The organism is Neisseria sp. RH3002v2f (genome assembly GCF_014596375.1).
Taxonomy (GTDB): Bacteria; Pseudomonadota; Gammaproteobacteria; order Burkholderiales; family Neisseriaceae; genus Neisseria; species Neisseria cinerea.
Genome location: NZ_MAYZ01000012.1, coordinates 63,028 through 80,892 on the forward strand (window position 1 = coordinate 63,028; position 17,865 = coordinate 80,892).

Genomic DNA, 17,865 nt, shown 5'->3' on the forward strand with positions numbered 1-17,865 from the left:
CAATGTGAAAAATGCCGTCTGAAACCCGATTTTCAGATTTCAGACGGCATTTCGCTTAATGTCGATGATGTGTTTATTTTCCGCGCATCAGTTCAAAGAAATCATCATTATTTTTAGATGCTTTGATTTTCCCGTTTAAGAACTCGGTGGCTTCGATTTCATCCATCGGGTGCAGGAATTTACGCAGTAACCACATACGTTGCAGCTGGTCGTTTGGAACAAGCAGTTCTTCGCGACGCGTGCCGGATTTATTGATGTTGATAGCGGGGAAGAGGCGTTTTTCCGCCATGCGGCGGTCGAGGTGCAATTCCATATTGCCGGTGCCTTTGAATTCTTCGTAAATCACATCGTCCATACGGCTGCCGGTTTCAACCAATGCTGTGGCGATAATGGTCAGCGAACCGCCCTCTTCAACATTGCGTGCTGCGCCGAAGAAACGTTTGGGACGGTGCAGTGCGTTGGCATCGACACCGCCGGTCAGGATTTTGCCCGAGGTAGGCACGACGGTGTTGTAGGCACGAGCAAGGCGGGTAATCGAATCAAGCAGGATGACCACATCTTTTTTGTGTTCTACCATACGCTTGGCTTTTTCAAGCACCATTTCGGCAACTTGGACGTGGCGTTGAGCCGGCTCGTCAAAGGTGGAGGAGACTACTTCGCCACGGACGGAGCGGCTCATTTCGGTAACTTCTTCGGGACGCTCGTCAATCAAGAGGACGATGAGCTCGACTTCAGGATAGTTTGCGGTAATGGCGTGGGCAATATTTTGCAGCATCACGGTTTTACCGCTTTTGGGCGGGGCAACCAAGAGGGCGCGTTGACCTTTGCCGATGGGGGAAATCAGGTCAATGGCACGTCCGGTAAGGTTTTCTTCGGACTTTAAGTCGCGTTCCAGTTTTAACTGTTTGGTCGGAAACAGAGGAGTCAGGTTTTCAAACAGGATTTTATGGCGGCATACTTCCGGGTGGTCGCCGTTGATGGAATCCAGTCTGACCAGGGCAAAATAGCGTTCGTTGTCTTTGGGGACGCGCACACTGCCTTCGATGGTGTCGCCCGTATGCAGGTTGAAGCGTCGGATTTGGGTGGGTGAGACATATATGTCATCAGGACCCGCGAGATAGGAGGTATCCGCACTTCGGAGGAAACCGAAACCGTCGGGCAGGATTTCGAGTGTGCCGGAGCAGGTAAAACTCTCACCTTTTTTCATCATTTGGCGGACGATGGCAAAAACCAAGTCTTGCTTGCGGAAACGGTTGGCATTTTCGATAGCGTGTTCTTCTGCCAACTCTAAAAGTTTGGAAATGTGCAGGGTTTGTAATTCAGAGACGTGCATAATAATGATATATAGAAGAGGAAAAGACGGGCGGATGCCGTCTGAAAGAAGAAGCTGACCGTTGCCGGTTGCTCGGAGAAAGGGGGAATTGTAGGCAGTCGGCGTGCAGGTGTCAAATATTATCTCAGGCGGGGTTAGCCTTTATCGGTAGGATAGATCGCTTGAGTAAAGTCGTTTGGAAAAATACCCCCGAGCTTTTCAGGCTTGGGGGTATGGGCATTGATTATTTATTCAATTCATCAGCCAAATACAGCCAGGTTTCGATGACAGTATCCGGATTCAGGGAGACGCTCTCTATGCCTTCTTCTACCAGCCATTTGGCGAAGTCCGGATGGTCTGACGGACCTTGACCGCAAATACCGACGTATTTGTTTTGTTTGCGGCAGGCGGAGATTGCCAAGTGCAACATTACTTTAACGGCAGGGTTGCGTTCGTCAAACGATTCGGACACTAAGCCACTGTCACGGTCGAGGCCGAGGGTCAGCTGAGTCATGTCGTTAGAGCCGATGGAGAAGCCGTCGAAGTATTGCAGGAATTGTTCTGCCAATACAGCGTTGCTTGGCAACTCGCACATCATGATCAGGCGCAAGCCGTTTTTGCCGCGTTCCAGACCATTTTCTTTCAGGGCTTTAACAACAGCTTCGGCTTCGCCCAAAGTGCGGACGAACGGAATCATGATTTCGACGTTGGTCAGACCCATTTCGTCACGGACGTGTTTCAAGGCTTTGCACTCGAGGGCGAAGCAGTCTTTGAAACTTTCGGCGACATAACGAGCTGCGCCGCGGAAGCCCAGCATCGGGTTTTCTTCGTGCGGTTCGTAGATGCTGCCACCCACCAAGTTGGCGTACTCGTTGGATTTGAAGTCGGACATACGGACGATGGTTTTACGCGGGTAAACCGATGCAGCCAATGTTGCCACGCCTTCTGCGATTTTATCGACATAGAAGTCGACAGGAGAAGCGTAGCCGGCGATGCGGCGGGTAATTTCCGCTTTCAATTCGTCGTCTTGTTTATCAAATTCCAACAAGGCTTTGGGGTGGATACCGATTTGGCGGTTGATGATGAATTCCATGCGTGCCAGACCGATGCCTTCGCTCGGCAGATTGGCAAAGCTGAATGCGAGCTCTGGGTTACCGACGTTCATCATTACTTTTACAGGTGCTTTAGGCATGTTGTCCAAAGCAACATCGGTAATTTGTACGTCCAGCAGGCCGGAGTAGATAAAGCCGGTATCGCCTTCGGCACAGGATACGGTAACTTCTTGACCGTTTTTCAGCAATTCGGTTGCATTGCCGCAGCCGACAACGGCCGGAATGCCCAGTTCGCGCGCGATAATCGCCGCGTGGCAGGTGCGTCCGCCGCGGTTGGTAACGATGGCGGAAGCACGTTTCATCACGGGTTCCCAATCCGGATCGGTCATGTCGGTAACCAGTACGTCGCCGGTTTCGACGGAATCCATCTCGGAAGCATCTTTAATCAGACGTACTTTACCCTGTCCGACTTTTTGACCGATGGCACGGCCTTCGCATAATACGGTTTTGTCGCCGTTGATGGCGAAGCGGCGCAGGTTGCGGTTGCCCTCTTCTTGGGATTTTACGGTTTCGGGACGGGCTTGCAGGATGTAGAGTTTGCCGTCCAAGCCGTCGCGACCCCATTCGATATCCATCGGGCGGCCGTAGTGTTTTTCGATGGTCAGTGCGTAATGTGCCAACTCGGTGATTTCTTCGTCGGTAATGGAGAAGCGGTTGCGGTCTTCCTCGGGGACATCGACGTTGGTTACGGATTTACCGGCTTCTGCTTTGTCGGTAAAAATCATTTTGATGTGTTTCGAACCCATAGTCTTGCGCAGGATGGCAGGTTTGCCTGCTTTCAGTGTGGGTTTGAATACATAGAATTCGTCGGGGTTGACCGCGCCTTGTACGACGTTTTCACCCAGGCCGTAGGATGAAGTGACAAAGACGACTTGATCGTAACCGGATTCGGTATCGAGGGTAAACATCACGCCGGATGCGCCGCTGTCGGAACGCACCATGCGTTGTACGCCGGCGGAAAGGGCGACGATGTCGTGTTCGAAGCCTTTATGTACGCGGTAGGAGATGGCGCGGTCGTTGTACAGGGAGGCGAATACGTGGCGCATGGCTTCTTTAACATTTTCCAGGCCATTGATATTCAGGAAAGTTTCCTGTTGTCCGGCGAATGATGCGTCCGGCAGGTCTTCGGCAGTTGCGGAAGAACGTACGGCAACGGAAATGTCCGCACCGCCGGCATCGGCAACCATTTTGTTCCAAGCCGTTTCGATTTCTGCGTCCAGCTGTTCGGGGAACGGGGTGTCCAAAATCCATTGGCGGATTTCCTTGCCGACACGTGCCAGTTCGGCAACGTCTTCGACATCCAATTTTGCCAATGCGGCAGAAATGCGTTCGCTCAGACCGTTGTGTGCGAGGAATGCACGGTAGGCATCGGCTGTTGTGGCAAAGCCTCCGGGAACGCGAACGCCTTTTTCAGTCAGTTGACTGATCATTTCGCCCAGCGAGGCATTTTTTCCGCCTACACTTTCAACATCTGTCATACGCAGGTTTTCAAACCAGATTACGTAGTTGTCGGCCATTTGTGTGTCCAATCTAAAATATGTTAAAAAAGAAACAAATCCGCATCCTTATTTTAAGCGATTCGTTCCTATGCTGTCATGTGTTTTATCTGTTTAAATCGTGATGCCGTCTGAAAAGTTGCAGTTTTCGGGGTATGTAATGGTTTGAAATTCTTTACCGGCAAACATGTTTTTCCTTGGGTGTTTTCTTTGTAAAACAGGTGGTTTTGAATAGGTTAATATTTTCTTGGCAGATTTTTGCTCGATTTATTGGCATTTTCTCCTGCTAAATTTGTTTTGGGGTGCGGTTTGTTTCAAATTTTTATTTTCCCGTTTTCGTGTAATCCGGGGTAGGGGCGGTATGTGCGCTTTCCTTATGTTTGTTGCTGCTGTTATGATGTGTGTTTCAATCTTTATTTTGAGGATGGAAGATGAGCAGTTTGCGCCACGTGTTTTATATCTCCGACCGTACCGGGCTGACGGCTGAGAATATCGGTGAGGCCCTATTGAACCAGTTTGGTAATTTGGAGTTCAAGCGCCATACGCACCCGTTTGTCGATACGCCTGAAAAAGCCAGGGCGGTAGTGGAGAAGGTGAATCGGAATATGCAGGAAAACGGACAGCGTCCGATTGCGTTTGTCAGTGTGGTTGATGACGAAATCCGTCGGATTATCAAAGGGGCGGATGCTTTTCAGATTAATTTCTTTGAGACTTTTTTGGGACTGTTGGAGAAGGAACTCAATACCGAAGCCACGGCATCCGGGCAGGGGCATCACAGTATCGGTAATACGAAGCGTTATGATGCGCGTATGGAGGCGGTGAATTTCTCATTGAACCACGACGACGGGGTCAGCGATAAGAACCTTCAGGAAGCGGATGTAATCTTGATGGGTGTATCGCGTTCGGGCAAAACGCCGACCTGCCTGTATTTGGCGTTGCAATACGGTATCCGGGCAGCCAACTATCCGTTGATTCCCGATGATTTGGAATCCAGTGATTTGCCGCGTATGGTCAAACCTTACAAAGACAAGTTGTTCGGCCTCACCATTCAGCCCGAACGCCTGCAGGCCATCCGCCAAGAGCGCCGCCCGAATTCAACTTATGCCAAAATCGATACATGCCGCAGCGAGGTGGCGGACGCGCAGAGTATGTTCAGACGGCATGGGATTCCGTTTGCGAATACGACGGATAAATCGGTGGAAGAGCTTGCCGTACACATCCTTCAGGCGTGCAAGTTGAAGCGTAGGTTCTGATGTGGTGTCGAGGTTGTACCTGAATGTGGGAAATGCCGTCTGAAAGGTTTTCAGACGGCATTTTCATACCTGTTTCTTGGTAAGGCAGCCGATTAGTTCGATCGGTGTGGCGATGCGGTAGTCGGGTTGCCATGAGTCGGTGTCGTCTTCATCGGAAATATAGCCCCATTCGGCGAGGACGGTCGTCATACCGGCGTTGCGGCCTGCTTGGATGTCGCGTTCCGCGTCGCCGACGTAGAGTGTGTGTTGCGGGTTGGCGTGGATTTGTCCGCACGCATACAGCATGGGTTTGACGCTGGGCTTAGGTTCGCCGCAGGTGTCGCCGCTGACGACGACGGCGGGTGGGATGATGAAGCTGAGTTTGGGGACGAGTTTGTCGGTGAAGCGCATGGGTTTGTTGGTGATGATGCCCCATTTGATGCCACGTTTGTCGAGTTCGGCAATCATTTCGTTCACGCCGTCAAAGAGCGCGGTGTCTTGGGCGTAGCGGCTGTCGTATTCGTCGAGGTATTCGGTGCGCCATTGGGCGTAGTCGGGATGGTCGGGGGTGATGCCTGCGCCGAGTTTGAGCAGACCTGCCGCGCCGTGGCTGGCTTGGGTGCGGATTTCGTCCATGCTTTTTTCGGGCAGTCCGTGGCGGGCGAGCAGGGTGTTGAGTGCGCCGCCGAGGTCTAGGGCGGTGTCGGCGAGCGTGCCGTCGAGGTCGAACAATACGGCTTGAATCATGTGTTTTCCTTTGGTTTTTCGATGGGGTCGTCTGAAAAGGGTTTCAGACGACCTTTGGGTTTAGTGGTGGTGATGGTGTGCGCTGTCGGTTTCGTTGGCACACAAGACGCTGTCGGGATGTGGGTGGTGTTCGCTTTCGATTTGGATGGTGCAGTGTCCGATGTTTTTGTGGGATAACTCGTGTTCGATGCGGTAGGCGATTTGTTCGGATTCGGCAACGGTCATGCTGCCGTCTACGACGATGTGGCAGGATAATACGTTGATATTGCTGGTAATCGTCCAGACGTGTAAGTCGTGGACGGATTTGACGCCGTCGGTGTTGCGGATGACGGCAAGCAGGTCGTCGGTGTGGATGTTTTCGGGCGCACCTTCCATCAGGATGTGCAGCGTTTGTTTGAGCAGGCTCCAGCCGCTGCGTCCGACCAATGCGGCAACGAACACGCTGGCGAGCGGATCCGCCCATTTCCAACCGAACGCCATCATGAGTACGGCGGCGGCAATCGCGCCGACCGAGCCGACAAGGTCGCTTAAAACGTGCAGATACGCGCCGCGCATGTTGACGTTGGCTTCGGTGTCGCTATTTTTCAGCATGTAAACCGCTACGCCGATGTTGACCAGCAGTCCGACGACGCTGATAACGAGCATTCCCAATGTGGCGATTTCGGGCGGATAAAGCAGGCGTTTGACGGCTTCGTAGAAAATCAGCACGGCGATGACCACCAGCGACAAGCCGTTGAACATGGCGGTGAGGATTTCGAAACGTTTGTAGCCGAAGGTCTTTTGCAGCGTGGTTTCTTTTTCGCCGAGTTTGAACGCCCACAATGCCACGCCCAAGGAAAATGCGTCGCTGAACATATGCCCCGCGTCGGAAAGCAGCGCGAGCGAGTGGGTCAGCCAGCCGCCGAACGCCTCCAGCAGCATAAAGGCGGCGATGATGATGAACGATACGCGCAATACTTTTTTGTTGGCGGTATGCGTGTGGGCGTGTGCGTGATGATGGTGTTCGTGATGGTGAGACATAACGTTCCTCAACAGAGGTCGTCTGAAAATCCGGATTCAGGGTTTTCAGACGACCTTTTTGCCTTGTTTCAAACCCTGCTCGAAATCTTCCAACATATCCAGCTCGAAGCGGCTGAAGCCTGCTTTTTCGCGCGCTTCGATGTTCACATAGCCGCGGAAGATAAACATATCGTAACGGGCAATCAGACTGCGGAACAGGGCGACAGGTTCCAAACCGCGTTCGCGGCAGAGGTGTTGATACCAATGGTTGCCGATGGCGACATGGCCCACTTCGTCGCGGTAAATGATGTCCAACACGCCGCAGGTTTCCGAATCGCCGCGCTGCTCCACCTTCGCGCGTATCCCCGGCGTAACGTCCAGCCCGCGCGCTTCCAATACGCGCGGCACCAACGCCATGCGCAACAGCGGGTCGTAGGCGGTTTTATACGCCATGTCCCACAAATGGTTGTGCGCCTCGAAATCGCCGTAATCGAAGCCGAAAGCGCGTAGCCGTTCGCGCATCAGGCGGAAGTGGTACACCTCTTCTTTCGCCACCCGCACCCAGTCGCGCACAAACTGAAACGGCAGCGTGCGGAAACGGTATGCCGCGTCCAAAGCCAGATTGATGGCGTTGAACTCGATATGCGCAATCGCGTGCAGCATCGCCGCATAGCCTTCGGCCGTGTTCATCTTGCGCGGCGTCAGTTGCGACGGCGCGACCAAAACAGGCTTCAGCGGCCGTCCTGCGTGGCGGAAGTCCAGCGGCGGCGCGTTTGTCTCAGCCCCGTCCATGTTCTGAACGGCGGCAAACGCCTCATCCGTCAGCCGTCCTTTTTCATCGGGGTCGTCTGAAAGTAGGGCAAGTTCCAGCAAGGCATAAATATCAGGTTTCATCCCAAGTCCGCCGTTTTTCGGAAAACAAACATTATAGCGTTTAAAAAAAACAATATAAGGAATATAATCTTTACAATTTGGCGTTGCGCGTCAAAAACCATTAAATACCACAGTTTGCACACTCGGCATACATTAAAGAATTGTGAAACCCGATTGTCTTTTCCGCAGGAAAAAATCCCGTAGCTTCAAAAAATTAGCCCCTAGACAACACTGTTTGCAAAATGTAAACCGCCCATAAGCGGCTTGCATTGTTATTTTGTAACATCGATACTGGGCGCCACACCCCTTCCAACAAGGAAAAATAATGATGAAACAACACAACCTGTTCAAACTTCTCGCTGCTTCCGCCCTGACCGCAACCATCGGTTTCGCACAGGCAGGCGCAGTAGATGCACTCAAAAAATTCAACAACGACGCCGACGGTATCAGCGGCAGCTTCACCCAAACCGTCCAAGGCAAAAAGAAAACCCAAACCGCACACGGCACTTTCAAAATCCTGCGTCCGGGCCTCTTCAAATGGGAATACACCAAGCCCTACAAACAAACCATCGTAGGCGACGGTCAAACCATTTGGCTCTATGACGTTGATTTGGCACAAGTGACCAAGTCCGCCCAAGACCAAACCATCGGCGACAGCCCTGCCGCCATCCTCTCCAACAAAACCGCCCTTGACAGCAGCTACTCCCTCAAAGAAGACGGCTCGTCCAACGGCATCGACTACGTCTTGGCAACGCCTAAGAAAAACAACGCCGGCTACCAATACATCCGCATCGGCTTCAAAGGCGACAACCTCGCCGCCATGCAGCTGAAAGACAGCTTCGGCAACCAAACCTCCATCACCTTCGGCAGCTTGAACACCAAGCCCAACCTCTCGCGCGGCGCATTCAAATTTACGCCCCCGCAGGGTGTGGACGTATTGAGCAACTGACTTGTTTGTTTGGCATTATGCCGTCTGAACGTATGGCACGTTCAGACGGCATATTCGTTTAAGATGGCGGAGCAGGTGCATTATTTGAAAATAAACGGCTGCACATATATTTTTTTTCCGGCATTAAAATTAAGTATTGCACTGCCGCGTCTTTTGCCGTTTAATTCAGTCCAGCTGAATCAAGGGCACAAGGAAGCAAGCCGGCCGCCCCCACAGTTTCCCTTTTGTATGTGGTATCGGACCACTGCAATGTTTTCTTTTTCACAAAAGGACTGTATCCATGAGAAAAATCTTGATGGCGGCGGCAGTTTTCGGCCTCGTCTTGACTGCATGCGGCGGTGGCAGCCAAACCACCGCAGAACCCGAAGCATCCCAAGTGCAACATACTGTTTCCGACAAACTCAATATCTATAACTGGTCGGATTACGTCGATCCCCAAACCCTCTCCGATTTTGAAAAAGATACCCGTCTCAATATCCGGTACGACTATTATGACAGCAACGAGGCGCTCGAAGCCAAGCTGCTGACCGGAAAGTCCGGTTATGATTTGGTCGTACCTTCCGTCGCCAATGTCGGCAGGCAGATTAAAGCCGGCGCATACCGGAAAATCGATAAAAGCCTGATACCCAATTACGCCAACATCGATGCCTCCCTGCTGGCAATGATGGCGGAAGTCGATCCGGGCAACGAATATGCGGTCCCTTATTTTTGGGGCATTAATACCTTGGCAATCAATACGCAGCAGGTGAAAAAGGCATTGGGTACGGACAAATTGCCCGAAAACGAATGGGATTTGGTATTTAATCCCGCATATACACGCAAACTGAAATCCTGCGGTATCAGTTATTTTGACAGCGCTATCGAGCAGATTCCCCTGGCATTGCACTATTTGGGCAAAGACCCCAACAGTGAAAATCCCGAAGACATCAAAGCCGCCGTCGATATGATGAAAACCGTCCGTCCGGACATCAAACGCTTCACTTCTTCAGGCTATATCGACGATATGGCGACCGGAAACCTGTGTGTCGCCATCGGTTACGGCGGTGATTTGAATATTGCCAAAACACGTGCCCGGGAGTCGGCAAACGGTGTGGATATCAAGGTATTGGTACCGACAACCGGCGTGGGTGTATGGGTGGATTCGCTGATGATTCCTCGTGATGCGCAAAATGTCGCCAATGCCCATAAATATATCAATCACACCCTGGATCCGAAAGTTGCCGCGCAAAACGGCAGTTTCGTAACCTATGCACCGGCCAGTCTGCCTGCCCGAGAACTGATGGATGCGAAATATACATCCGACGCATCGATTTTTCCGACTAAAGAACTGATGCAGAAAAGTTTCATCGTATCGCCGAAATCCAGCGATGTCAGCCGTCTTAGTGTCAGACTGTGGCAGTCGCTTAAGGCTGGAAAATGAGCCGTGCCGTTTGAGCCTGTTTCAGACGGCATCTAGAGAATAAGCCGGACAACGGCAGTAAAGGAGAAAAAAATGAACGCAATCCGAACTTTCCAAAACCACACTCCCGAAATTCACGAAACCTGCATGATAGACGGAACGTGCGTCATTATCGGTGAGGTGTCGCTTGCCGATGATGTTTCCGTATGGCCGTATGCCGTATTGCGCGGCGATGTGAACAGCATTACCGTTGGTGCGCGCAGCAATATACAGGATGGCAGCGTCTTGCACGTTTCCCACAAAACCGCCGCCAAACCCGAGGGCTCACCGCTCGTTATCGGAGAAGATGTAACTGTCGGACACAAGGCCATGTTGCACGGCTGCCGTATCGGCAACCGAGTCCTAGTTGGCATGGGGACGACGGTTTTGGACGATGCCGTTATTGAAGATGACGTGATGATTGGGGCGGGCAGCCTCGTACCTCCGCGCAAACGTTTGGAGGGCGGCTATCTTTATGTCGGTTCGCCGGTCAGACAGGTGCGCGTGTTGACCGATGAGGAAAAAGCCTTTTTGAAGTATTCCGCCGCGCATTATGTAAGGCTGTCGCAACAATACCGACTCCGAATAATGTGATTATCGGGAATATCAGTTTATATATCAACTTATTGGACTCTAACAGCATAAACCTTATTAGATAATAGTGCGATGGAAAGCTTCTTTGGACGATTAAAAATGGAATGTTATTACGGTAAATGATTTGAGACGTTCTAACAACTGGAAAAAACGATTCATGAGTACATTCATTATTACAACCATGAGCGCATTCAGGGGAAACTAAAAGGACTGAGCTCTGTGAATTACAGAACTCAGTCCTTGAACTAAATCAGTCTAACTTTTGGGGTCAGATCATTTTACGGAGCTTTTTTTGTTGTGTGCTTTAAGCCATTTTTGCATTTGTTCAATTTCCGCTTGTTGTGCGTTAATAATATCCTCAGCAAGCTTACGCATCTCAGGATCTTTTCCGTATTTTAATTCAACTTCCGCCATTTTTACTGCGCCAATATGGTGTGGCAACATACCTGCTGCAAAAGCAACATCAGGATCTTTATATTGCGCAGCTGCCATCATGTCTTGATGCATTTGATTCATACCTTGCATAAATTCTTGTTGCATTGCAGAACCTGTCGACATTTGCGTATTCATGTGTGCTTGATGCGGTAGTTCATTAGCATGGGCATAAATTGAAACTGCAGCAGCGCTAAGTGTGATAAAAGTCATAAGTTTTTTCATGTTTTTCGCTTATGTGATAGTTGAATGAGTACAAATTATAAACTTTGACCTAAGGTTAAAGTCAACATTTATTCCGAAAATGTTTGGTGAGGTGTTAACAGCTAAAATAAGATAATATTTGAGCTGCGTTACGGATTTATGTTGCTGCTGTGCCTGACCATTGGAAAGTTTGCTTGGGATTTATTGGGTTGATATCGAATGAAAAAAAGGCCGTCTGAATGTTTCAGACGGCCTTTGTGTTTTACAGTTTAACCGAATGCTCGCGCGTTTCGTGGAACACGATGTCCGGCCAGCGTTCTTGCGTGAGTCCCAGATTCACGCGGTTAGGCGCGAGGTAGGCGAGGTTGCCGCCTGCGTCTATCGACAGATTGCCTGCATTGGCTTTTTCAAACTCCGCCAGCTTTTTCTTGTCTTCGCATGATACCCAGCGCGCTGACCAGATGGACGCGCTGTCGAACACGGCTTCTACGCCGTATTCATTGGCGAGGCGCGAGGTAACGACTTCAAACTGCAACACGCCGACCGCACCCAAAATCAAATCTGCACCGCTCATCGGTTTGAAAACCTGTACCGCGCCTTCTTCGCCAAGCTGTTGCAAACCTTTTTGCAGTTGCTTGATTTTCAGCGGGTTTTTGATGCGGACGCTGCGGAACAGTTCGGGCGCGAAGAATGGGATGCCGGTAAACGCCAGTTGTTCGCCTTCGGAGAAGCTGTCGCCGATTTGGATGTTGCCGTGGTTCGGGATACCGATGATGTCTCCGGCGTAGGCTTCTTCCACCAGCTCGCGGTCGTGCGACATGAAGGTAACCACGCTGGAGGCGGCGATTTCGCGGTTGATGCGCAGGTGTTTCATTTTCATGCCGCGCTCGAATTTGCCGGAGCAGACGCGCAAAAAGGCGATGCGGTCGCGGTGTTTCGGGTCCATATTGGCTTGGATTTTAAAGATAAATCCGGAGAACTTCGGCTCGTCCGGCTCGACCATGCGTACGGTCGCGTCGCGCGGTTTCGGCGCGGGCGCCCAGTCGATCAATGAATTGAGGATTTCCTGAATACCGAAGTTGTTAATCGCCGAGCCGAAGAATACGGGCGTGAGTTCGCCGGCGAGGAATTCGTCAAGGTTGAACTCGTTAGAAGCCGCCTGTACCAGTTCGATTTCGTCGCGCAACTGTTGGATTTCCAACGGAAAGCGTTGTTCCAATTCGGGATTGTCGATGCCTTTGATGATGTCGAACTCGTGCGGCAGGCGTTCGCCACCCGCTTCAAAGAGATAGATTTCATCGTTCAGGATGTGGTACACGCCCTTGAAGTTTTTGCCCATGCCGATCGGCCAGGTGACGGGTGCGCAGCGGATTTGCAGGATGTTTTCTACTTCGTCCAGCAATTCCAGGGAATCGCGTACTTCGCGGTCGTATTTGTTCATGAACGTAACAATCGGCGTATTGCGCAGGCGGCAGACGTTCAAAAGTTTGATGGTTTGCGCTTCCACACCTTTTGCCGCGTCGATGACCATCAAGGCGCTGTCCACGGCGGTCAATACGCGGTAGGTATCTTCGGAGAAGTCTTGGTGTCCCGGCGTGTCCAAGAGGTTGACAGTGTGGTCTTTGTAGTCGAACTGCATCACGGACGAGGCCACGGAAATGCCGCGTTGCTTCTCGATTTCCATCCAGTCGGAGGTGGCGAATTTGCCGGTTTTCTTGCCTTTTACCGTACCCGCGCTTTGAATCGCACCTGAAAACAGCAGCAGTTTTTCGGTCAGTGTGGTTTTACCCGCGTCAGGGTGGGAGATGATGGCAAACGTGCGGCGGCGGCGCACTTGGTCGAGGATTTCTTGGGACATGAGCTTTCTTTGCAAAAAGTTTCAGGCCGCCAGCAGACGGCCCGAATAATGTTTGGGATGGACGGATTGTACAAAAAAATGCTTGATAATTCAATGCTTGGAGCGCAGTTGTATGGGTCGTGCCGTATCGGGATAAGGTAATGGTCTGAAACGGAGGGGCTTATTGTCAAAATGCCGTCTGAAACCAAATCAAGTTTCAGACGGCATACTTTTGGGGCTTTATCAGCCTTCCATTTGTTTTGCCTGAACTGCAGTCAGGGCGATGGTAAACACGATGTCTTCTACCAGTGCGCCGCGAGACAGGTCGTTGACTGGTTTGCGCAGGCCTTGCAGCAGCGGGCCGACGCTTAAGACGTTGGCGTTGCGTTGGACGGCTTTATAGGTGCAGTTACCAGTGTTCAGGTCTGAGAAGACCAAAACGGTTGCCTGTCCTGCGACCGGGCTGCCCGGGGCTTTCGATTTGCCCACGCTCGGTACGGTTGCCGCATCATATTGCAGCGGGCCGTCGATGGCGAGGTCGGGGCGTTTTTCTTGGGCAAGTTTAGTTGCTTCGATGACGGTATCGACATCGGGACCGCTACCGGAGTTGACCGTAGAGTAGGAAATCATGGCCACTTTCGGGTCGATGCCGAAGGCTTTTGCGGAATCGGCAGACTGGATGGCGATGTCGGCAAGCTGTTGCGCAGTCGGGTTCGGATTAACCGCGCAGTCGCCGAAGACGAGGACTTGGTTGGGCAGCAGCATAAAGAATACGCTGGATACGAGGCTTGCACCCGGTGCGGTTTTAATCAGTTGCAAAGCGGGGCGGATGGTATTGGCGGTCGTATGAACGGCACCGGATACCAGGCCGTCCACATCGTTTTTCGCCATCATCATCGTACCGAGTACCACGGTGTCTTGCAGTTGCTTGCGCGCGTCTTCGGGTGTCAGGCCTTTGGATTTGCGCAGTTCGCACATCGGCTCGACGTATTGTTCGACTAATGAGGCGGGATCGACGATTTCCAAAGAGTCCGGTAGGCTGATGCCGCGTTCTTTGGCAACGGCTTCGACTTCTTCGCGTTTGGCAAGCAGGACGCAGCGTGCAATGCCTTTTTCGTGACAGATGGCGGCGGCTTGGACGGTGCGCGGCTCGGCACCTTCCGGCAGGACGATGCGTTTGCCGGCTTTACGAGCGAAGTCAATCAGGTTGTAGCGGAATTGGGCGGGCGAAAGGCGTTTGGTTTGTCGGTTTGCCAATACGGATACGTCTTTCAGCGCGCTGCTTGAGCCGAAGAACGTCAAACCGGTTTTTTCGGCAGCCGCTTCGGCAACGGAGGCTGCCGCACCGTCGACAATAAAACCTTCCAATACGCCCGGCGCGGTGGCAAAGAACTGTTTGGCAAGGTTCAGCCGGTGCGCCAGTTCGTCTGCATCGGCGTTGTCGGAACGGACGGCAAATACGGCGGCGGCGTCCAAAGAGAGCGCCAGTTCGACGTTTTTGCCTGCAAGGTAGATTTTGTCGGCATCGGGTGCGATGCCTTCGATAATGAGGTTGTCGGCATCGAGTGCGGCAACTTTACCGACCGTCGCGTCAAACCAGTCGTCGCTTTTGCCTTGCGCCAACAGGGATTCTGCTTGTGCGTCAAAGGCTTGGAAAACTTGTGCGTTCAGTGCTTTTGCAAATGATCGGGCGGCGGCGGATGCGTCAAGTCCGGCAGATACGGGTACGATAAGTACTTTTGCCATGATATATCCTTTCGTATGCTGCGGTGTGCGGCATGTATGTTGGAAGTGTTGGGATTTGAGGGGAAATGTCGGAATAGGCTATTTCCCGTCCGGTTTGCGGAAACAGGTATTTTCTGTTTTTGGGCGGCAGTCGGTCTTACGCTGCCGCGTGCTGCCGCGTGTTTCTATATTAACAAATAAATTATGTTTTCAACAAGATGAATATCGCCAGACATTGGCACGCCTTTCAGACGGCATGGTGTTTCCAAACTTACGGGGCAGGTTGTTCCGGGAAAAACAGTGCTTCTGAATTCAAGTAGATGCGTGTCTGTGTGCCGTCTGAAAAATCGGGTGCGTAGGGGGTGTTCAGCGTCAGGATGGTTTGCTCGATTTTCAGGCGGATTTGGATGTGGCGTGCTTTGGGTATGGCGTTGAGGATGGTGGCGGATAATTCGGCAGCATGGGTGTTCGGGCGGTTGAAGCTGAATTGTTCCGGACGGATGAGCAGTGTGCCGCGTGTGCCTGCGGGTAAGGTGTTTCCGACGGGGAGCCTGCCCAATTCGGAGTCTGCCGTACCGTCGGCGTTGAGTGTGGCGGGCAGGGAGATGCCTTCGCCGATAAACAGGGCTGTTTCAAGGTCGGCAGGTTGTCGGTACAGTTCGTGGGGGGCTGCAGTCTGGAGGATGCGTCCTTGTTTCATGACGGCAATCCGGTCGGCGTATTGCAGGGCTTCTTCCCGGTCGTGGCTGACGAAAACGGCAGATTTGCCGTTGGCGCGCAGGGCGGCAATCATGTCTTCGCGAATCTGGCGGCGCAACTGTTCGTCCAGTGCGCTGAAGGGTTCGTCCAGCAGGATGAGTTCGGGATCGGGGGCGAGGGCGCGGGCGAGGGCGACACGTTGTTGCTGTCCACCTGAAAGTTCGTGCGGATGACGGTTTGAGAGTTCGGAAATGCCGGTCAGGGCCATCATGGCTTCGATGCGTTGCTGCTCCTGCGCCGTCTTGCCTTTGCCATTGCCCAGCCCGTAGGCGATGTTGCGGTAAACGGTCAGGTGGGGGAACAGTACGCCTTCCTGTACGACGTAACCCAAACGGCGTTCGCGGACGGGGAGGTTGGTATTTTCTGAATAGATTGTTCTTCCGTAAAGCGAGATTTCTCCGGAATCGGGCTGTTCAAAACCGGCAAGGCAGCGCAGCAGCGTGGTTTTGCCGCAACCTGATGCACCGATGACGAAGAGGATTTCCCCTTTGCCGAGTGTGAGCGAGATGTTTTGCAGAACGGCATGGTTCTGGAAGTTTTTGGTTAGTTGGCGGATTTGGAGTGCGGGTGCGGTCATAGTCGGTCTTTCGCAGCAGTGTTATTTGAAGGCGTATTTTTTCAGTAGGAATACGGGCAGGCCTGAAAACAGTACCAGCATAAGGGCATACGGGGTGGCGGCGGCATATTGTGCGTCTGACGTGTATTCCCAAACGGCGGTGGAGAGCGTGTGGACATCATCTGCGGTCAGCAGCAGGGTGGCGGTCAGCTCTTTCATCAGGTTGAGGAAGACGAGTGCGAATGCGGCGGTAATGCCGGGCAGGATGGACGGCAGCACCAGTGTCCTGAAGATGAAGAAGTGTCCGCGTCCTAATGTGCCGCCGACTTGCTCCATGCCTTTGGGGAGTTGTTCCATTGAGCTTCGCAGTGTGGTCTGCGCCATCGGCAGATAGAGGATGAAGTAGGCAAGGACGACGACGACGAAGGTCTGGTAAATGGATGGTGCGTAGTTGATGCTGAAATAAATCAGCGACAGGGCGATAACCAGCCCGGGAACGGCGTGGAGCAGGAAGGGCAGGCGTTCAATCCATACGGTTAGCAGGTTGCGGTAGCGTATGGATGCCCAAACCAAGGGCAATGCGCACAAAATGGTCAATAATGCGCCGGCGGCAGATACGCCCATCGATCGGGCAAATGCATCGAATACGGATACGAGTTCAAATGTGCCGGATGAGCCGACCATCATCCAGTGGATTAGGATGCCGAACGGGATGATGATACTTAAAACCAGCAGCGAACTGATAAACAATATTACGGCGATTTGTGCGGGCAGTTTGAGCGGTTTGACAGGGTAGGGACGGATAACGCCTTTACCGCTGTGATAGAGCTTGGTTTTTCCGCGGAAAATGTTTTCGGAGAATACGACCAGTCCGCAAATGACCAACAATACGGCAGACAGCAGTGCGGCGGTATTGTTATCAAACGACATTTCGTATTCTTGGAAAATGGCGGTGGTAAAGGTCGGATAGTTGAGTATCGATACTGCACCGAATTCAATCAGCATGTGCAGCGCAATCAGCAGGATGCTGCTGCCGATGGCAGGTTTGAGTTGGGGAAGTATGGCGGAAAAGAAAGTTTGCAGGCGGCTTTTACCCAAGGAAAGGCTGACTTCTTCAAACGACAGGCTGATGCGTTTGAGGGCTGCCTCGACCGGCAGGTAGGCGAGGGGAAAAGACGACAAGCTCATAATCATAACGGTTCCCCAAAATCCCTCCACGCGGAAAGTCAGACTGATCCATGTAAAGCAGCTGACAAATGCAGGTATGCATAAGGGCAGGGTAATTGCCGTCTGAAAAAAGGTTTTGCCGAAAAAGCGGTAACGTTGGAACAGGACGGCGCAGGTAATACCCAAAACAATAGAAATCAGGGTAACGCCGAACATCAGCATCAGGGTGTTTCCCAGCAAATCAAACATGCGGGGGCGGAACAGCAGTTCGTAGGCGCGTGTTGCACCGACCTGCCACGAACGCATGGCGACATAAAGGAAAGGAAGGGTCAGCGGCAAGGCGATAAGCAGGATGAGGGCGGTCAGCCATGAGGGTATTTTGTTGCGGGACATAAATCGGCTTCGGATAGAAAACGGTCGGACAGCAGGGTTG

The 17,865-nt window shown here is 52.2% G+C and carries 14 protein-coding genes and 1 pseudogene; 5 read left to right on the forward strand and 10 right to left on the reverse strand.

The window, feature by feature from the left end; genetic code table 11:
- Positions 1 to 73 precede the first annotated feature (73 nt).
- The gene (rho, locus tag BBW69_RS01040) at positions 74 to 1,333 is read right to left on the reverse strand and encodes a transcription termination factor Rho (RefSeq protein WP_003675703.1); all 1,260 of its coding nucleotides are present in this window, start codon (positions 1,331 to 1,333) and stop codon (positions 74 to 76) included.
- A gap of 223 nt (positions 1,334 to 1,556) precedes the next feature.
- Positions 1,557 to 3,941, reverse strand: coding sequence for a phosphoenolpyruvate synthase (gene ppsA / locus BBW69_RS01045; protein ID WP_188210121.1), 2,385 nt, complete (start codon positions 3,939 to 3,941; stop codon positions 1,557 to 1,559).
- A 410-nt stretch (positions 3,942 to 4,351) separates the two neighbouring features.
- On the opposite strand from ppsA, the gene BBW69_RS01050 reads away from it, so the two are divergent.
- On the forward strand, positions 4,352 to 5,173 hold the full coding sequence (locus BBW69_RS01050; RefSeq protein WP_107859319.1) for a pyruvate, water dikinase regulatory protein: 822 nt from the start codon (positions 4,352 to 4,354) through the stop codon (positions 5,171 to 5,173).
- 63 nt (positions 5,174 to 5,236) lie between these two features.
- Here BBW69_RS01050 and BBW69_RS01055 read toward each other — a convergent pair whose 3' ends face one another.
- The 3 genes from BBW69_RS01055 to BBW69_RS01065 are packed head-to-tail and all read right to left on the reverse strand — an operon-like array spanning position 5,237 to position 7,792.
- On the reverse strand, positions 5,237 to 5,899 hold the full coding sequence (locus BBW69_RS01055) for an HAD family hydrolase (RefSeq protein ID WP_188210122.1): 663 nt from the start codon (positions 5,897 to 5,899) through the stop codon (positions 5,237 to 5,239).
- Between the two features lie 60 nt (positions 5,900 to 5,959).
- Positions 5,960 to 6,919 carry a cation diffusion facilitator family transporter gene (locus BBW69_RS01060; RefSeq protein WP_188210123.1) on the reverse strand — a complete coding sequence of 320 codons (960 nt, stop codon included), beginning with the start codon at positions 6,917 to 6,919 and terminating at the stop codon, positions 5,960 to 5,962.
- A gap of 45 nt (positions 6,920 to 6,964) precedes the next feature.
- Positions 6,965 to 7,792 (reverse strand): ferritin-like domain-containing protein, encoded by an 828-nt coding sequence (locus tag BBW69_RS01065; protein ID WP_070495525.1) that lies wholly within the window; start codon positions 7,790 to 7,792, stop codon positions 6,965 to 6,967.
- A gap of 304 nt (positions 7,793 to 8,096) precedes the next feature.
- On the opposite strand from BBW69_RS01065, the gene lolA reads away from it, so the two are divergent.
- The 4 genes and pseudogenes from lolA to BBW69_RS01085 form a co-directional block, all read left to right on the forward strand.
- Positions 8,097 to 8,720, forward strand: a complete 624-nt coding sequence (lolA, locus tag BBW69_RS01070; RefSeq protein ID WP_188210124.1) for an outer membrane lipoprotein chaperone LolA — start codon at positions 8,097 to 8,099, stop codon at positions 8,718 to 8,720.
- Between the two features lie 280 nt (positions 8,721 to 9,000).
- Entirely contained in the window at positions 9,001 to 10,140 is a 1,140-nt protein-coding gene (locus BBW69_RS01075; RefSeq protein WP_107959963.1) for a polyamine ABC transporter substrate-binding protein, read from the forward strand.
- Between the two features lie 72 nt (positions 10,141 to 10,212).
- Complete coding sequence (locus BBW69_RS01080) at positions 10,213 to 10,752, forward strand: gamma carbonic anhydrase family protein (RefSeq protein ID WP_188210125.1); 540 nt, start codon at positions 10,213 to 10,215, stop codon at positions 10,750 to 10,752.
- 57 nt (positions 10,753 to 10,809) lie between these two features.
- A pseudogene (locus BBW69_RS01085) lies at positions 10,810 to 11,001 on the forward strand (IS3 family transposase); the annotation flags it as partial.
- Between the two features lie 24 nt (positions 11,002 to 11,025).
- Here BBW69_RS01085 and BBW69_RS01090 read toward each other — a convergent pair.
- The 5 genes from BBW69_RS01090 to BBW69_RS01110 all read right to left on the reverse strand — a co-directional run bounded on the left by BBW69_RS01090 (position 11,026) and on the right by BBW69_RS01110 (position 17,825).
- A complete protein-coding gene (locus BBW69_RS01090; RefSeq protein WP_003675676.1) occupies positions 11,026 to 11,409 on the reverse strand; it encodes a DUF305 domain-containing protein in 384 nt (127 codons plus the stop codon).
- A 241-nt stretch (positions 11,410 to 11,650) separates the two neighbouring features.
- Positions 11,651 to 13,246 carry a peptide chain release factor 3 gene (locus BBW69_RS01095; protein WP_188210126.1) on the reverse strand — a complete coding sequence of 532 codons (1,596 nt, stop codon included), beginning with the start codon at positions 13,244 to 13,246 and terminating at the stop codon, positions 11,651 to 11,653.
- Positions 13,247 to 13,468: 222 nt separating this feature from the next.
- Entirely contained in the window at positions 13,469 to 14,971 is a 1,503-nt protein-coding gene (gene pta, locus BBW69_RS01100) for a phosphate acetyltransferase (protein WP_188210127.1), read from the reverse strand.
- A gap of 250 nt (positions 14,972 to 15,221) precedes the next feature.
- The gene (locus BBW69_RS01105; protein ID WP_188210128.1) at positions 15,222 to 16,286 is read right to left on the reverse strand and encodes an ABC transporter ATP-binding protein; all 1,065 of its coding nucleotides are present in this window, start codon (positions 16,284 to 16,286) and stop codon (positions 15,222 to 15,224) included.
- A gap of 21 nt (positions 16,287 to 16,307) precedes the next feature.
- Positions 16,308 to 17,825, reverse strand: a complete 1,518-nt coding sequence (locus tag BBW69_RS01110; protein ID WP_188210129.1) for an iron ABC transporter permease — start codon at positions 17,823 to 17,825, stop codon at positions 16,308 to 16,310.
- Positions 17,826 to 17,865 lie beyond the last annotated feature (40 nt).